This window comes from Alkalimarinus coralli (assembly GCF_023650515.1).
Lineage (GTDB): Bacteria > Pseudomonadota > Gammaproteobacteria > Pseudomonadales > Oleiphilaceae > Alkalimarinus > Alkalimarinus coralli.
The window spans coordinates 4228034-4245063 of record NZ_CP096016.1 but is presented as its reverse complement, the minus strand read 5'-3'; the positions used below and the strand labels follow the sequence as shown (position 1 = coordinate 4245063).

Sequence of the window (17030 nt, the reverse complement as noted above, 5' to 3'; positions counted from 1 at the left end):
ATCCCTAGAGCATTTAATCAGAGAACATATTACATGGCACTTAAAGCCACGATTTTCAAAGCCAGTGTGCAGATATCCGATATGGATCGGCACTACTACCAATCTCATGAACTGACCATCGCCCGCCATCCGTCTGAAAATGACGCACGAATGATGGTCAGGCTTGTCGCGTTTGCGCTCAATGCCAGCGAACAACTCAGCTTCACCAAAGGCATTAGTACCGATGATGAACCTGACCTTTGGGATATTGACCTTGCAGGCGATATTCAACACTGGATAGAGCTTGGCAACCCGGACGAGAAACGTATTCGCAAGGCCTGTGGCCGGGCCAAACAGGTGACGGTTTACTGCTACAGCAATCGATCTGCCGAGCAGTGGTGGTTGCAGACACAAGCTGAACTGCAGCGGTTTAAGAACCTTTCGGTGGTGCTCATCCCCGATACATTTGTCGAACCGCTGGCAGCCCTAGCAGAACGCAATATGGAGCTGCAAGTCACTATTCAAGACGGCGAACTCTGGATTGCCGATGGCAAACAAAACCTCCATCTGACACCTGAAATTTGGCAGCGGCCTGAACAGGGCAATGGTAATTAAATGGTTGAACTCAGTGATCTGTTCTGGCTCTCTCTTCTGGTATTCGGCGGTTGGTACTGGCTAAGTGCCAGAGAGATAAAAGACGTCGCGCTGAAAGCCGCCAAAACCTACTGCGATGAAGTCGACGTTGAGCTGCTGGATGAAAGCGTTGTGCTACGGGGCTTTTGGTTTAAGCGTGATAGCCGTGGCCGAATCAAACTTTGGCGCTCCTACATTTTCGAATTCTCAAGTACCGGCGATGACCGGTACAAAGGCAAAGTCATTTTGCTTGGTAACAGGACAGAGTCTGTGCAACTTGAAACCCACCGCCTTCACTAATCCTTGAGATGACAACCCCTCCCCCTGCGATGAGCGAACTCTATCAGTTTCTTATGGAACATGTTTTTGATGGTTTTTTACGACAAGATTCCGCACTACTAAACGCGGTTGCCACCTTTGAGGGAGATCTTCAGATTAGCGCCAACCATTTTATTTTCACACTCCCAGCCCTGTTTCAGCTGACCTGCTCCCTGTTCGAACAAAAGCATCAGCAAGTACTGGCTAAGAATCGATCTGACTATCTTCAGTTTCGTAAACAGCTCTACAACAACCCCACCAACACACTATTGCGTGAGAGAGGGGGCGTTGTCGAAGTGGAAAAACCCGATAAGGATCATGATCGCAGTACTTACAGACTCGTGCATATCGCGGAGAGCGCCTCCCCTTACGAGCAGTAATGGGGCCAGCTTAGAGTGGCACTTACTTAAGCATAACGTTGGGTGATTTCTAACACTATTTGATGCGCAAGCGCATATACGTTGTAGCCTTGATACAAGGAGGTACGACTGGAATCAGGGTTGGGCTATTTGAGATTTCAGTGACGGACTCCTTGATTCCGCTGCGCTGCATAACGGCTACGGGTATCTCGGAGTCTTTGGTGCGCAAGCTCATATACGTTGTAGCCTTGATGAAAGGAGGAACGACTGGAATCAGGGTTGGGCTATTTGAGCTTTCAGTGTGGCGGGCTCCTTGATTCCGCTGCGCTGCATAACGGCTACGGGTATCTCGGAGTCTTTGGTGCGCAAGCTCATATACGTTGTAGCCTTGATGCAAGGAGGCACGACTGGAATCAGGGTTGGGCTATTTGAGCTTTCAATGTGGCGGGCTCCTTGATTCCGCTGCGCTGCATCACGGCTACGGGTATCTCGGAGTCTTTGGTGCGCAAGCGCATATACGTTGTAGCCTTGATGAAAGGAGGTACGACTGGAATCAGGGTTGGGCTATTTGAGATTTCAGTGACGGACTCCTTTATTCCGCTGCGCTGCATAACGGCTACGGGTATCTCGGAGTCTTTGGTGCGCAATTGTAGCCTTGATACAAGGAGGTACGACTGGAATCAGGGTTGGGCTATTTGAGATTTCAGTGACGGACTCCTTGATTCCGCTGCGCTGCATCACGGCTACGGGTATCTCGGAGTCTTTGGTGCGCAAGCTCATATACGTTGTAGCCTTGATGAAAGGAGGTACGACTGGAATCAGGGTTGGGCTATTTGAGCTTTCAGTGTGGCGGGCTCTTCTTATAGCTAACCATTCAAGAAAAAACCTGCGGCCATCAGGCACCCAATAACAATAATCAGTCGTCTCAAATACAGCTGTGAAACTCGGTAGGCTAGCCCCGCCCCCACATAACCACCGACCACCGAACCGACTCCCAGTATTAATAAATACTCCAGTTTAACCGTGCCTCCTATGGTATAGATAATCACTGCAATCACCGTTAACAGCGCTGACACAATATTCTTCAGTCCATTCATACCAAGCAAATTGTTCTGCCCCATTAAACCGAATGCAGCCAGCAATATGATTCCCATCCCACCATTAAAGTATCCACCATATATACAGATCACCATTAACGCTGCGATATTAATCGCCTGAACCTGAGACCTGCCTCTATGCTTGGCTAACCGGCCTGAGACGGGCCTTTTAAAGCCCATTAATTTTGGGCCAACAATAAACGCGGTTGTAGACAATAGAATAAGCCAGGGAATCAGCGCTGAAAATACCTGATCACTGGTAAGCAGAAGTGTTACAGCACCGATACTTCCACCCAATAGCGCAACAACACTGACCGAACGAAAACCCAACCCTTTTGGATATTCAATCTCTCGCCTAAAGCGCCAAGCGCTAGCGATATAACCTGGAAGCAATGCAGCGGTTCCTGTTGTATTTGCTGCTACTGGGGGTACCCCCACCAATACCAATGCTGGTAGCGTTATAAAGCTTCCTCCCCCCGCAACGGCGTTAAGCATTCCCCCTAAAAAGCCCGCCAAAACGACCACTATCCACTCAGTCATCAACAACCTGCTCAATCATCAATAAACGCGATCAACGACCACATTGTCGCTTTAAGCGTTGGGGTAATACAATTAATACCGTAGGGGCATACTTGAATAACGCAGCCTTAAGCGACAAACAGCCACTCCAGCCTGATTAAGATTTTCTTTTGCTAATACCATAAGCACCTAATGTGTACTGATAGATAGCGCTTATGAGGTGGGCAATTCAACCAGCTTCCAGTAGTGGTCGAGCAGTTTGACCAGTCCTTCAAACCCCTCATCCAGCTTCTCTTTCACAATATAACCGGCAATATGCTGTTTGTAGGCGGCCAATTTATCCTCACCATCTTTGCTGGTGGTCAGCACAAACACCACACTGCTTTCGAGTTGAGGTGTATTGCGAATAATATTGAGCATTTCCAAACCGCCCATTCTTGGCATATTAAGATCTAGCAGTATCAAATAAGGGTGTTTTACACGCCCTTCCTTGAGTATTTCCAGTGCCTCAATGCCATCCTTTGCGCGAATGATGGGGTTGGCAATTTTCATTCGTTTGAATGCACGCTGAACGCTCAAGGCGTCGATATCATCATCTTCGACCATAAGAATAGATACCGGCTCATAGGTAACATTACTCACTGTTTACTCCCTCGTCGGACATAATCTTAGGCCACTTAAATGTAAAACAAACACCTCGCTCGTTGTCTGACGAGACCGTTATCTCCCCACCATGATACTCAAGCAATTTCTTGATAATTGCCAACCCCATTCCACTTCCTTCTACCTCATCACGAGGTTTCAGCGTCTTGAACATTTCAAAAACCTGCGCCTGATGCTTAGGTGCGATACCCGGCCCATCATTATAGACAGAGAACTCATATGCGTCTGTTTGCTCTTCAGCGGAAATAGTAATAACGCCATCAGACCTATCATGGTGCTTAATGGCGTTGCCAATGAGGTTACGAAATATCACTTCCAGTGGAACGGCCAATGTTTTCAGTACTGGTAATTTACCTGAACAATCCAGTGTAAACGCTGGTGGTGGGTCTAATAGGGTGAAGACACTGCTAACCAACTCTTTTATGTCGACTTCGCAAACTTCACCGTGATGCCGACCAATTCGAGAATACGCTAACAGGTCATCCAATAATTTTTCTAACCGTGCGGTTCTGCTTCTCAACAATTCAAGATAATTTTTGGTCTCCTCACTCGCAAATTCTGCAACATCCTCTTCGACCCAGCTAGATAGCTGCATAATTCCTCTCAGCGGCGCTTTTAAATCATGTGAAGCCACGTAAGCAAAGTCATTTAGTTCTTTATTACTGCGCTTGAGTTCGTTGGTAATCTGGGTTGATTCAGTCACATCAATAATAGTCGACAACACCTTAACACCATCTTCACCGATAAACTTGGCTAAACCAACCTCTGCAGGGAATTCTTCGCCATTGCTTCTTAAACCAAAGATTTCCCTGTTCTGACCCATACGCCGAATAGGCTGTCCATGCTCTGCTAAAAATTGCTCTCTATTCTTTGGATGTTCGACCTGAAACCTTTTTGGCACTAACGATTCAATGGTTTTACCTACTAACTCATCCTTTTTATAGCCAAATAGCAACCCTGCATGCGGGTTGGCTTGTTCTATTATCCCTTGTTCATTGGCGATAACCATACCGCAGGGTGCAGCCTCAATAATATGCCGAAAATACTCTTCGCTAATTAGCGACTTCTTTGTCATTTTTTCGGCTAGCAGCAACGACTTTCGGTTGCTGCCAACGAAGACAAACAGCAAGAACAGCAACAAGCTATCAACAATGCCGCCTACCAAGATATAAACAGACTGGTTTGTACTGATCTCTTTTCGAAACGACTGGGTCGTTTGAATGGTAAATATCCAGGTACGACCATACATATCAACCGAGACTTCCTTGCTATAAAGAGGTGACGGATCATAATCGGCATTGCCCGGTAAAAGCTCATTGTAAAGCTGGTCATCACCATCATAAACACTGAATATAAGCTTTCGGCTATTCTGCTCAAGCGTGCCCTTAATTAGCTTGTCTACAATAAAGGGCGCATAAACATGACCCACAAAGTGCTTTCGGCGCTGCTCGGGCGTGCTGATATTCAGGCTGTCATAAAACGGCACGTACTGTAAAAAGCCCGGCATTTTCTTTTCATCCTGAACTAATACAATCGGCCCGGTGATTTGTGTCCGTGAGGTGTCACGGGCCTGTTTTGCTGCGGTATAACGATTGTGCTCAAACGCCATATCCAGCCCGACGGCTTTGGCATTGTATTTTACCGGTTCAATATAGGTGATTGGCCAAAAACCCTCTTGCGAGTGAGGAGGGTGAATCTTAAAGTCGGGTCGAAGACGTCGCTCATTCTCAAGAAAGGCATCAAGCTCTTCTGGCTCAACGTGATAAATTACACCAATGCCATTGATGCCAGCATAGGTCTCCTCCAAATCAAGTGCATCTGCAAACCGCTTCCAGCCGTCAGCATCTATTTTTCCATTATTGGTATGTATAACCGCCGCACCGGCCCGGAGAGCATCCTCATAACGAGACATCCGCTCGGACACCAAGGAGAGTAGCTGGTTAGATTGAAATTCGAAACGCTGTTTAATCTTCTGCTCAATCTGGGTGTCAGATACATACCAGGCAGCAAATGTTAACAGTAGAGATAACCCAATGACCAACCAGTAAACCCAATGTAGTCTGTCGCTATTTTTGGCGAATAGATTCATAGCTACGTTCCTTGTAAAGGAGGGTTATCAGCGCATTAAAAAGTTTTTTTCAATGTCCTGTCGGGGCAATGGTTTAGAGAAGTAATACCCTTGCACGTAGCGTATATTGAGCTGCTGACATAGCAGCACTTGATGTTCTGTTTCTACTCCCTCCGCCACAACATCCAACCCCAAAATAGAGGCCATCGATACCAGCCCCTCAATCAACGCAATATTTTTCGAGTCGTCAATATTCTCTGGCATCAAGCTCTTATCAATTTTAACAACAGAAATCGGGTAGTTTCGAAGGTGTGCAATAGACGAAAACCCGGTACCAAAGTCATCCAGTGACAAGCGGCAATTCAAGGCACTCAAACCGACCATCACATTGTGCGTTTCTGGCGTGTCTTTAAACAGCGCCGTTTCGGTCAGCTCAATATCAATTAACTCGGCAGGCACGTTATATCGGTCTAAGCAGTCTGTCAGGAATTCCACCAAACCATTATCAGATAGCTGGTGAGCAGATACGTTAATCGCCATCGTCAGCGAGCCGTTAGACGTTGCATTCCATTTCGCCAATGTGGAAATAGCTTCCTCTATGACCCAAAAACCAATTGAGACGATTTGCTGCGTCTCTTCTGCAATCTCGATGAACTGATCCGGCCCCCTGAGTTCATTTTCTACCTGCCAGCGTATGAGCGCTTCAAACCCCTTCACACTCTTATCTTCTGGGTTTACAATAGGCTGGTAATGCAACCTGAATTGGTTTTTATCAATGGCCTCTCTTAATTCGGCTTCTATTTTTATACGATTATAGAATTTCTGCTGCATCTCCTCTTCAAAAAAACAAACCTGATTTCGCCCCAGTTTTTTAGCCCGGTACATCGCAATGTCAGCATATTTAACCAGTTCTTCACTGGAGCAACCGTTTTCTGGGTTAAGCGCAATTCCGACGCTTAAGGTTGTCTGAATCGCTGTTGCCGCAATTTCAAATGGCTTGTGCAAAACCGAGACTATCCGTCTGGCCACTTGACCCGCTTGCTCTTCTGTATCGAGGTCACTAAGCAGAATGGCAAACTCATCGCCACCCAAACGAGCAAAAATTTCGTTGCCTCGCAAGCAGCTCTTAGCCCTCGACACGACTTTTTTGAGCAATACATCCCCGGTATCATGGCCAAACGTGTCGTTAACCAGTTTAAAGTTGTCTAAATCAAACAATAACAGCGCCAGTTTATGCTTGTTCCGCATGCTTAAGACAATCGCTCGTTTCAGGGATTCTTCAAAAAAGTAGCGATTGGGTAACCCTGTCAGTGAGTCGGTCTCCGCCAGGGACTTAACTTTTTGATAGGTTTGATAGAGTTTCTTTTCGAGTTCGAACCGGGTCGACGCATGCAACAATGCACGCTTTAAACGCGCTTCGGTAATTTCAGATTTGAGCAGAAAGTCCTGAGCACCAGCCCGAATACACTCCAGTGACAACGCTTCATCTTCTGATGAACTCATCATCACAATGGCCGTGCTGTTCTCTTTGGGCTCATTTCTGAGTTCAACAATCATCTCAATACCATTACGTTGCGGCAAACGATAATCAAGCAATACGAGGTCATAGCTATCCGACGCGTACATATCGAGCCCTTGATCGACGGTAACCGCTTCGCTGATCCGGGTACTTAAGTCACTCTTTTTCAGCGTTCTTATCACCAACGCCCGATCGACCTGATCGTCATCCACTAACAAAATATTCATCTAGTCACCAACATCATCTAAACAGCGCCAGAATAAAACAGGTTGAGAATAATCGACACGACAGCCTCATTAACAGGTAACCGGGCTGGCTTAATGTAGTGGCTACTCCTTTCTGCAAAACACATATCGTTCCCTTTATGCTGTGTATAAAACTTAGAATAGAAGACCTTTTTCAGTTTATCCAATAGAGAAAAAGCAAAAAGATATATAGATAATCGCGGCGTTTTTAACCAAATCAATGCGATTGCAGCCGCTGGAGCCTCTACAAGCCCACTCTAAAAAGCACACCTAGCCCATTAAGGCTCTGGTCATCCAGTTGATGATATCGATACTTCAGGCCAATCGCTGATTTTTCCAGAATGGCATAATCTATTCCCAGCGCCATCATTAGATCAGTCCCCCCGTCTATATCAGGCGTTGTGTTAGCTCCTTTGGTATCAACGTCACCGCTCCAGAACAACACCCCTGCATCGGCAAACACACTTACCTGAGGCGTAAAGCGGTGCCGGAATCGATAGGCTGCTGAAATACCATCACCTGTGAGCGGGTAACTTTTCTTCATTGCCTGTTGCAGGCGGTCGTTATCTGTTGTGGTGGTATCAAAATCAACACGGACACTCCCTAAATCGGTATAACCAAGCAAAAAGGTGGCATACGGGCTAAATGTATAACCAATTGAGGCCTGATAACCTGTTCGCAGAACATCATAGCGGTTAATCTCCGTTGCAACACCGGCACTTTCCATATCCCCTACAAAGTCACTCTGTTCTTGAGATCCCTTCGCAGAAAAAACTTCAAACTCAATAAAGCTGTTATTGAGATGTTGCGTCAAGCCATCTGCCTGACTTCTATTGGCGGGGAGTACCAGCATCATACCCATGATGAGCGTAACCATTAAACCAAACTTAGTACTCGCAAAGCGCCCGAACGCAGATACGCGGTGAGCGCCTGCCAGCAACAGAAGCAGCCCCATAAACAACCCGCCAAAGCTTCCGCCCCCTCCACCACTGGATTGCACCGATGTAGAACCCGACGCCCCTGTTCCTCCAGTAGGTGTAGCAGTGGCGTTAGCAATGCCGATTGCACCGGGGTCTGATATCGCAGCATTCACTTCGCCATCCACATCATTGGGGCCTCCGTCTTCTATCGTCAATTGCAAGCAGAAGTGACCCGCCGTTAAGCCTTGTTGCCAACCGTCAGCCCCAGGGGGTGGACAATACCCCATAAACCCTTGGCTTGAGTGAATGTCATTGCGGTCATCATCAACAAAGTTCACCCATTCACTATTCTGAAACTTTCGGTAAACACCCCCTTCGGGGATCGCGACGCTTAGCGGAAGTACGACGCTCACCTGCTGGCCTGGAGTGGCTAGCTGATGTATTTCAAAATCATAAATGCTACCTTGCAGTGCATACTCGTTATCACCACTCAGTTCGTTTAAACGTGCAATATCTTCAGTACTGAGTGCGGCACCACCCGACGCCCCCATCGCTGAGAACGCCCCCAAGCGACAAGCAACATCCGGGTCGCACTCCATCAAAAAGGCATTGGTTTCAGTAGCACTGGCAGGCAAAACGTTTGCCGCCGAAATATTGTCCAAGTAGTCTGGAATGCCATCACCATCTGAGTCAGCCGTGCCTTCGGTCACATCATCAATGCCATCACCATCACTATCCTGTGCGGGATTAAGGTTCGGCAACGCGTCTACCACAATAAAATGAACCAACCCACTACCTGTCGCGCCCTGGCTGTCAGTCGCGGTAAGTTCGGCAGTATATCGCCCCAATGGCAGATTGCTGGGGTCGAACATCAGTGTTCTATTGAGCTGATCGCCGTCTGAGTCAGCCAATACATTGTCACTGGCCGACCAGTCAAGACTAACGGTATCCCCTGTATTCAGATCATTAACCGTGGCTACCACCGTCACCAGCCCCCCGCTACGAGTCACCTGGCTGGTGTTGGTTCTACCCTGCCGCGCAACCAAACTAACACTGGGTGCGACATTGCCTTCTACAATGGTGAGTTGATGCTGGATGTTGCTTCCACTGTTAATGTCATATAGATCAGCATTAAAACCGTTACTTAAGTCAGCCGCTTCGCTGGTGCGATCATCTAGCTTAACAATTAAGACTTCATCACCCTCGGTGGCACTATCGGCTGTAACATTAACGGTCACAGTGGCAACGGTTTCGCCTTTGTTAAACGTCGCAACCCCGGCAATGAGGTCATGGTCGTTGCTGCTTGCGGTACTGCTTGCATCAATGACGTATGGGACGCTAAATGGATAAACCGGAGCAAACCCATTGAGCATAAAGCGAATATCAGCTTGCGCCCCCTCTACCGTCAACTGGGTTTTAGTCAAAGAGACCAGTGGCCGCACATGTACAAACTGGCTGGCGATACTGACGTTGCCTTTCCTGTCTTCTGCTCGCCAAACCACTTGATTACGACCAGGTCTAAGCAACAACCGGCCATCAATTAATGCAGGGATTGAGGTGTTGCAACAGCCGGCCCCATCAATATTGTCCGAAGCGAGCCCCGCTATAGCCGACTGAATCTGGGCCTGAGACACAGACTCGGCAATGCCCAAAAGCTGCGCCCGACTGACTTCGGTGAACAGCCCTTCGGCATCAACAATAATGTCTTCGGGCACCGTCACAACCGGCGCGGTATTATCCAGGTAGTCATCTGGGTCAGTAGGGTCGGTTCCATCAATCAGTTCCTGTGCGTCGCTAACGGTATCTCCATCGCTATCAATACCCGATGCGACCGTCACCGTCACAGTTGCAACATTGGAGGCGGCCCCATTGGTGTCGCTAATCGTGTAACTAAACACGTCGGTTCCAATAAATCCGTTACCTGGCGTATAGTCGATTTTTCCGGCATTAATCACCGCAACACCATGGCTTGGGCTTTGGCTTACGATGAGGCTCGTAACATCGAGTGAATCACCAACATCTGCATCACTATCATTTGCCACTACATCAATACTGACGGTTGTATTATCAAATGTCGAAGCCGTATCAGCGAGCGCGACAGGTGTATCATTGACGGCGGTAATTGAAAAACTGAAAACAAAATTGGCAGCACCGTTATCGTTTATGTTTCCTACCTGATCGGTCACGGTAAAGGTAAATCCGTCACTCAGTGTTTCACTGCCATTGTGGTCATAACTGATACGGTTTGCAGTCAGATCTGACTGACTGAATAAGCCTCCAGCATTCAATACACTACCACTGCGGCGCAGCACACCGTTAACTGGAGCCTGAATAACCGTGTAGGTGATATTAGCTGCGGTACTGTCATTATCGGTTGTTAACAACTGGGAGCTGGAGACAACCGAATTCAGCTGACCTTCGCTAAGCCCTTTACCGGTGTTTACTATGACCGTTGGCATGACGGCATCCACCCTAACCAATGAAAGGTTGCCGACCGAGGTCAAGGCGATATTCGCGTTATTACCTGCCGTATCGCGCAGGGTACTGCCATTTAGGTTGATACTTGAAATCAGCGCAATGCCATTTAGGTCTTGGTCACCTGCTTGCACTGTATGGCGAAATAACAGACTGGATGACCCACTACCCGTCAGATACGTCGCATACCGTACTGATGCCCCCATAATAAGGACAAGACGAGGCACGCCGCTGGTGTTATTTACTATCACGTTTTCGTTGAAGTTAACTGTAAAGTCGAGCGTTGCACCAGAGCGATAGGTGCCATTTGCGGGTACTACAACCGATGTCACCACTGGGCCAGCACCATCGGTAATCACCGTGCCGCTACCATTGGTTATTGGGCTGGTGGTGCCCATTGAGGTGCCTGAGCTGCCCGTCGTAACATCGGTATCACCATCAATACTTAAAACCATGCTATTGCCGGGTACCAGCCCGCTGGTATTGTTGTAGTATCCGCTCAGGGTATAGACTTCGCTACTGCCATTGGCCACTGAAATATTCAAACCGGAAAAAACAATCTCATCACTACTTGGGTTATAAACGCCAGTTACATTGCTGGCATCACTACCATTAAGCCGCCAGGTCACTTTTTGCCTGTCGGCATCATTAGTAGTGCCGGATACATGAATCACAACCCTCGATACGGTCATGGCTTCGCTGTCACTCGTTCCTCCATCAACCAACGTAAAGTCAAACAAATTGACCGCCTCGGCAGGCGTATCAGCCGATGTAATGAGTGGCACCGGCTCAGTGACTCCGGCAGCAGCGGTTAGACGACCATCACGATCAAGCCTGATGACCGAAATTGTTCGGCTATCGGTCGTACTGGCAGCGCTGTTATCTCGCGCGGTAAACGTGACCGTACGGTTTAACGTGCCAGGGGTCAGCGAGCTATTTTGGTAGTGAATAGCCCGTGCAACCTGCTGAACTAATGCATTGGTGGCATTGCCATTAAAGCTGATCGTAAGCGCAGTACCGCCAGTAACAGTGCCTTCGCTCGCACTGAGCGTGCCGATGACCGTTGCTCCATTCATCAGGTTCGTCCCGCTGGTGTTAATACTCCCGACGGCGTTATCAGGTATCGATAGTTGATCAGAAAGTTCCGCATTGGTAGTAATCTGAACCACCAGTGAGCCGCCATTCCAGTTCGCATCACCCTCATTGTCAGTCAGTGTAGCGAGTGAGTCGACTGGGGTCGCCGCGGTGTTTTCAATATAGCGAAGCACGGTGTTAGAGATAGAAAGGGCGGGCGGGGTATTGGGAATCACTTCAGCTTCCCACGTGAAGTCATCGATTTTGGCCCAAAAGTCGGATGAATTTAGCCTGACTTCATCTAACGAGTTCCAATTAGCAGGAGCGACCAATGTGCCCGTCGCAAACGATATCGCAACAGGGCCATAAACCCTGCTACCAGCTCTCCACCCCTCAACGGTTCCTGTTGTAGCGCCACCCACATTGGCGATTAACAGCGATGAAAATGAAAATCTGGAGCCATCCTGCTTCTTGATTTTAACCGTAGTCAACGAACCGATATTGCACAGGTTGTCGCAAAGCCCAACATTAACGCTGCCTCCGCTGCCGCCGGTGGCATTTTTTACCAGCACGGGGATGCCGCCCCCCGCTATCGTCATGGTAATTCTATTGGTAGGCTCGGTGTAGGAGGCCCCCTGACCGCTTGCAAGAATGGCTTGATCCACTCCGGGAATCGTATCGAAAGTAACAACATCAGCCATTGCGCGGTTTACATAACACAGCAAAACAACAGAAATGAAAAAGGCGGCAATTTTTGGCGTAGACATACCACAGCAAAGAGTTCGCATACTCTATTACCCTATCGTCAACATCAATCGCAAAAAAGGCAGCAACAATTAACTACTAAGATAGGTTAGAGATTTTGACTGGTCAAAAAATAAACAATGGCTTTTAGGGTATTTTTCCCTGACTAGCAGACCTGCGTGCCTGCCATCATTAAATAAATCGATCACCACCATAGAAAAAATCGACTGTATCAATGATCAACCGGATTCTATATTGAATGTCGACATTCCACACGACATTAACCCAAAGGAGGGTTAATCATGACTGACAAGAAAAAGAATCTAACTACCGCATTTGGCTGCCCGGTCGCTCATAATCAAAACGTAATGACCGCTGGGCCAAAAGGCCCGCAGTTACTGCAAGATGTTTGGTTTCTGGAAAAACTCGCTCATTTTGACCGTGAAGTCATTCCCGAACGCCGCATGCATGCTAAAGGCTCAGGAGCCTATGGCACATTCACCGTCACCCACGACATCACCCAATACACCCGTGCAAAAATATTTTCTGAGGTCGGTAAAAAAACCGAACTGTTCGCCCGGTTCACGACCGTCGCAGGCGAACGGGGCGCAGCGGATGCAGAACGAGATATCCGCGGCTTTGCTGTTAAGTTCTACACCGAAGAAGGCAACTGGGATCTGGTTGGTAATAACACACCGGTGTTTTTCCTGCGAGACCCATTGAAATTCCCCGATCTTAATCATGCGGTTAAGCGAGATCCGCGCACCAATATGCGCAGTGCCAAAAATAACTGGGACTTTTGGACATCCTTACCCGAAGCGCTACACCAGGTTACGATCGTGATGAGCGACCGGGGCATTCCGGCAACCTATCGCCATATGCATGGTTTTGGTAGCCACACCTTCAGTTTTATCAACGATAACAACGAGCGCTATTGGGTTAAGTTTCACTTTAAATCTCAGCAAGGCATTAAGAACCTTTCAGATGCAGAGTCCGAAGCCGTTATCGGAAAGGATCGCGAGAGCCATCAAAAAGACCTTTATGAGAGCATAGAAAATGGCGATAACCCTAAGTGGACTCTGAAAGTGCAAATTATGCCCGAAGCAGAGGCATCAAAGGTTCCGTATAACCCGTTTGATCTCACCAAAGTTTGGCCTCATAAGGACTATCCGTTGATTGAGGTTGGAGAGATGGAACTTAACCGTAACCCTGAAAACTTCTTTGCCGAAGTCGAACAGTCTGCATTTAACCCTGCCAGTATTGTGCCTGGAATCGGTTTCTCACCCGATAAAATGTTACAGGGCAGGCTGTTTTCTTACGGTGATGCCCAGCGATATCGTTTGGGTGTAAACCACCATCTGATTCCGGTCAATGCACCTCGCTGCCCAGTACATAGCTATCATCGCGACGGTGCAATGCGAGTCGATGGTAACCATGGCAGCACGTTAGGGTACGAGCCCAACGATCAGGGCGAGTGGGCTGAGCAACCAGACTTCGCCGAACCTCCACTTAACCTTGATGGCGCTGCCGATCATTGGAACCACCGAGAGGACGATGATTATTTTACCCAGCCCGGCGACCTGTTCCGCCTGATGAGCCATGAGCAACAACAGGTGCTATTCGGCAATACCGCCCGCTCAATAGGCGATGCCCCTAAAGAGATTCAGCTTCGTCACATACGCAACTGCAATAAAGCAGACCCGGCTTATGGCAAAGGGATTGCTGACGCACTGGGAATATCAATGGACGAGGTGTAGCTTTACACGGCAATCTTTGAATCCTCTATTGAGCACCGTTACCATTGCACAGCTTCGGAAAACCCTTGATCGAAGCTGTGCAAACGATAGACGGTAGACCTCACCGCTTTAAACTTTGAATCTTAATCCTCCCACTGTACCTTTAACCTCTTGTCGATATAGTGTTTCAGCAGATATTCACGCCTGAATGAAAATAAATTCTACTGGTCAGCCAGTGGACATTGAAGAGATGAAATGGCTAAAAACGCTGGCAGCAAGTGCAGCCCCGCCGTTAAGTGACAGCACCTAGCTTAACTTTAGTCCGCATCTTCCCCATAAGCCAAAACATCACCCGGTTGACACTCAAGTACTTCGCAAATCTTATCCAATGTAGAAAAACGAATCGCCTTTGCCTTGCCATTTTTGAGCACAGATAAGTTTTGCTCGGTAACCCCCACTCGCTCAGCCAATGTTTTTAAACGCATTTTACGTTTTGCCATCATTACATCTAAGTTGATCTGGATAGCCATAGTTCTCCCTATATTGTATGACTATTTTCATCGGCGATTTTATACCCCTCTTTCATCACCCAGGAAATAATCAAAATTAAAAAACCAATCACTATCGTGATAAAGTCCATCCCGGCAAAGCTAAGGCTGAGCACCCTTTCGCCTGGAGGATTGTTAAACGACAAAATAACAGACATTACCCCGCCGTAGATAATTCCTCCTATGACCCAATAAAACAGGCAGTAGCCCAGTTTTTGATAACAAACTGCATTTTCCAGAGAAAAAATTTCGCCGTTCTCATAATTTCTAAATAGGCGGATCAACGTGCTTAATGCGTATAGAAAAATACCTGAAATAAATAAGCTTGCGACTATCGCCAATAGCCGCGTCATGTTTGACAGTGGCTCTGATGTTAAGGATTCAATATCCAGGCTAAGCTCAACAATGCCAGCACTGGTCAAAAAATCGTACGGGGTTTGAACCGTCAACCAAAAGTAAATCATAGCGGAAGGAACAAACGGAAATAAGAACTGCAGAAACAGGCGAACTCTTCGGCTTTGCTTTTGAATGTTATGCATTGCTTAATACCTCCTATTTGAATAAGAGGAGTGTAAGCAACAAAAAACCACTAATCAATAATTATTTATCGTTTATCGATAATAATTTAATATTTTATTTAATTCTCCTACCCGCCAGAAATTCGCTAACGGTCATTTTCATTGCTGCGTCTAATCGCTTTATTAAGTTTGCTGATGACATCATCACTCACCTTTTTTGAACACAGGATATAGCGTGGATCTCCCTCTGGCACATCTTTCAGCTTCTGTGTTTTAAATTTAGACCGCTGCAAGCCTGAGGAAAGCAGTGCATGATCAACATCTTCAGGTGCAATCAGCAAATAATCAGCTTTACGGCTATCCAGGGCATGCAAAAGATCAGATCTATCCATCGCCAGAATAAGCCGCCTGGGTTTCAGTTGATCGACTAACCGATCAACATAGTGCCCATATGAATATGCCTCTTTAACCAGCATCACTTTTTTACTGTCGTTAAATAGTTCTTCCAGGCTCTCTGCTTCAATAGGGTTATCTTTCCTGGTTAGTGCGATCAGCGGTTTGTCAATGTAAATCGGGTCTGTGTATTTTGCATAGTTTTGCCGGTGGCCATTGCTAAGCCAACCAACCAGGCAGTCTTTGCCATGGTTTTCTTTCAATATATCAAGCTGCTTGCTAGCGGGTGTTTGTTTCCAGCTAAAGCGAATACCGCTTGCTTTAAACGCATCGCTTGCCGCCGTAGCGGCTAGTCCGAACACACCATTGTTCCCTTTGTTAAGGTAGGGAGGCCGATCATAATAATGCAGATAAATAGGCGATGGTAAAGCGCCCTGTTCTCCCCAAAAGTAATGGCTCTCAAGTTCGCTATATCGCCCTGTTCGCTTAAGCCTGGCAAGGCCATGATTAAATGCCTCTTTGATACTTTCGTCTTTGAAGGCGATACGGTAATAGGTTTTTTCCGGAAGTAGTGGGTGGTTGGCTATTTCACCCGTGGTGATAAAGTCTTCAGATAGCGCCCGCCGGTACCAGTTGAAGACAAAGTGATCAATAACCAACAAATCAATGCGGTGAGACCAGAACATCTTGTTCTGGATTAGCTGATTATCAAATTCGAGATATGAAGGAGAGGCACCATCTTCAGTGGCAAGATTGTACTCTTCACCGAGCACTTTGTGTGCGCCTTTCCAGGCCGAAAAGCGGCGCCCTCTAAGGTCTGACAGAGAACTGAGTTTTATTTTATCTTCGGCACGGGAAATAATTGAATTCTGGAAACCAATATAAGGCTCGGAATAATACAGGCCATCATCAGCCCCGACCAACCCGGCTGCGCCATCGGTTCTCCCATACGCAATGGCGTTACGCAAGAATGCCCGCTCAAAAAAGTCGACCTTCAGCGTGTAACCTTTAACGGCCAATGCCTCTCTGACGATATCGACTTCGAGTCCCCGCCCCTCGTCTTCAATGACATAGGGTGGCTTATGGGGTGAAAATGCAATCGAGACCTCCGTCGCATTTAGCGATGGAGCAAATAGCCCGAGGAGGCAGAATACTGTCAATAGCGTCTTAAAAATCAAAATGGCAGCCTGATAGTCTTCAGCATCAAGGCCTCGGACATAAA

The 17030-nt window shown here is 47.4% G+C and carries 14 protein-coding genes; 4 read left to right on the top strand and 10 right to left on the bottom strand.

Annotated elements, in window-relative coordinates; all coding sequences use genetic code 11:
* Positions 1-33 precede the first annotated feature (33 nt).
* From MY523_RS19060 to MY523_RS19050, 3 genes are read left to right on the top strand one after another with little or no spacing between them, the layout of a single operon-like run.
* Positions 34-594, top strand: coding sequence for a YaeQ family protein (locus MY523_RS19060; protein WP_250656265.1), 561 nt, complete (start codon positions 34-36; stop codon positions 592-594).
* On the top strand, positions 595-912 hold the full coding sequence (locus tag MY523_RS19055; RefSeq protein WP_250656264.1) for a DUF3301 domain-containing protein: 318 nt from the start codon (positions 595-597) through the stop codon (positions 910-912). It abuts the gene before it with no gap.
* 8 nt (positions 913-920) lie between these two features.
* Entirely contained in the window at positions 921-1310 is a 390-nt protein-coding gene (locus tag MY523_RS19050) for a hypothetical protein (protein WP_250656263.1), read from the top strand.
* 55 nt (positions 1311-1365) lie between these two features.
* On the opposite strand, the gene MY523_RS19045 is transcribed toward MY523_RS19050, so the two are convergent.
* From MY523_RS19045 to MY523_RS19015, 7 genes are all read right to left on the bottom strand, one after another.
* Entirely contained in the window at positions 1366-1524 is a 159-nt protein-coding gene (locus MY523_RS19045; RefSeq protein WP_250656262.1) for a hypothetical protein, read from the bottom strand.
* 178 nt (positions 1525-1702) lie between these two features.
* Positions 1703-1936: a hypothetical protein gene (locus tag MY523_RS19040; RefSeq protein ID WP_250656261.1), complete on the bottom strand. Its 234-nt coding sequence runs from the start codon at positions 1934-1936 to the stop codon at positions 1703-1705.
* Between the two features lie 219 nt (positions 1937-2155).
* On the bottom strand, positions 2156-2926 hold the full coding sequence (locus MY523_RS19035; RefSeq protein WP_250656260.1) for a sulfite exporter TauE/SafE family protein: 771 nt from the start codon (positions 2924-2926) through the stop codon (positions 2156-2158).
* Positions 2927-3118: 192 nt separating this feature from the next.
* A complete protein-coding gene (locus MY523_RS19030; RefSeq protein WP_370301537.1) occupies positions 3119-3511 on the bottom strand; it encodes a response regulator in 393 nt (130 codons plus the stop codon).
* A 28-nt stretch (positions 3512-3539) separates the two neighbouring features.
* On the bottom strand, positions 3540-5657 hold the full coding sequence (locus MY523_RS19025) for a CHASE domain-containing protein (RefSeq protein ID WP_250656258.1): 2118 nt from the start codon (positions 5655-5657) through the stop codon (positions 3540-3542).
* A gap of 27 nt (positions 5658-5684) precedes the next feature.
* A complete protein-coding gene (locus tag MY523_RS19020; protein ID WP_250656257.1) occupies positions 5685-7382 on the bottom strand; it encodes a putative bifunctional diguanylate cyclase/phosphodiesterase in 1698 nt (565 codons plus the stop codon).
* 262 nt (positions 7383-7644) lie between these two features.
* On the bottom strand, positions 7645-12657 hold the full coding sequence (locus tag MY523_RS19015) for a cadherin-like domain-containing protein (protein ID WP_250656256.1): 5013 nt from the start codon (positions 12655-12657) through the stop codon (positions 7645-7647).
* Between the two features lie 258 nt (positions 12658-12915).
* On the opposite strand from MY523_RS19015, the gene katE2 reads away from it, so the two are divergent.
* Positions 12916-14370, top strand: coding sequence for a catalase KatE2 (gene katE2, locus MY523_RS19010; protein ID WP_250656255.1), 1455 nt, complete (start codon positions 12916-12918; stop codon positions 14368-14370).
* A gap of 296 nt (positions 14371-14666) precedes the next feature.
* Here katE2 and MY523_RS19005 read toward each other — a convergent pair whose 3' ends face one another.
* The 3 genes from MY523_RS19005 to MY523_RS18995 form a co-directional block, all read right to left on the bottom strand.
* Complete coding sequence (locus MY523_RS19005) at positions 14667-14879, bottom strand: helix-turn-helix domain-containing protein (protein ID WP_250656254.1); 213 nt, start codon at positions 14877-14879, stop codon at positions 14667-14669.
* An 8-nt stretch (positions 14880-14887) separates the two neighbouring features.
* Positions 14888-15436 carry a DUF2975 domain-containing protein gene (locus MY523_RS19000; RefSeq protein WP_250656253.1) on the bottom strand — a complete coding sequence of 183 codons (549 nt, stop codon included), beginning with the start codon at positions 15434-15436 and terminating at the stop codon, positions 14888-14890.
* 125 nt (positions 15437-15561) lie between these two features.
* On the bottom strand, positions 15562-16986 hold the full coding sequence (locus MY523_RS18995; RefSeq protein WP_250656252.1) for a transporter substrate-binding domain-containing protein: 1425 nt from the start codon (positions 16984-16986) through the stop codon (positions 15562-15564).
* Between the last annotated feature and the right edge of the window lie 44 nt (positions 16987-17030).

Bases quoted from the DNA above. Each gene is read 5' to 3' on its own strand.
- MY523_RS19060 (WP_250656265.1), top strand. From the start codon at position 34: ATGGCACTTAAAGCCACGATTTTCAAAGCCAGTGTGCAGATATCCGAT.
- MY523_RS19055 (WP_250656264.1), top strand. From the start codon at position 595: ATGGTTGAACTCAGTGATCTGTTCTGGCTCTCTCTTCTGGTATTCGGC.
- MY523_RS19050 (WP_250656263.1), top strand. From the start codon at position 921: ATGACAACCCCTCCCCCTGCGATGAGCGAACTCTATCAGTTTCTTATG.
- MY523_RS19045 (WP_250656262.1), bottom strand. From the start codon at position 1,524: ATGAGCTTGCGCACCAAAGACTCCGAGATACCCGTAGCCGTTATGCAG.
- MY523_RS19035 (WP_250656260.1), bottom strand. From the start codon at position 2,926: ATGACTGAGTGGATAGTGGTCGTTTTGGCGGGCTTTTTAGGGGGAATG.
- MY523_RS19030 (WP_370301537.1), bottom strand. From the start codon at position 3,511: ATGGTCGAAGATGATGATATCGACGCCTTGAGCGTTCAGCGTGCATTC.
- MY523_RS19025 (WP_250656258.1), bottom strand. From the start codon at position 5,657: ATGAATCTATTCGCCAAAAATAGCGACAGACTACATTGGGTTTACTGG.
- MY523_RS19020 (WP_250656257.1), bottom strand. From the start codon at position 7,382: ATGAATATTTTGTTAGTGGATGACGATCAGGTCGATCGGGCGTTGGTG.
- MY523_RS19015 (WP_250656256.1), bottom strand. From the start codon at position 12,657: ATGCGAACTCTTTGCTGTGGTATGTCTACGCCAAAAATTGCCGCCTTT.
- katE2 (WP_250656255.1), top strand. From the start codon at position 12,916: ATGACTGACAAGAAAAAGAATCTAACTACCGCATTTGGCTGCCCGGTC.
- MY523_RS19005 (WP_250656254.1), bottom strand. From the start codon at position 14,879: ATGGCTATCCAGATCAACTTAGATGTAATGATGGCAAAACGTAAAATG.
- MY523_RS19000 (WP_250656253.1), bottom strand. From the start codon at position 15,436: ATGCATAACATTCAAAAGCAAAGCCGAAGAGTTCGCCTGTTTCTGCAG.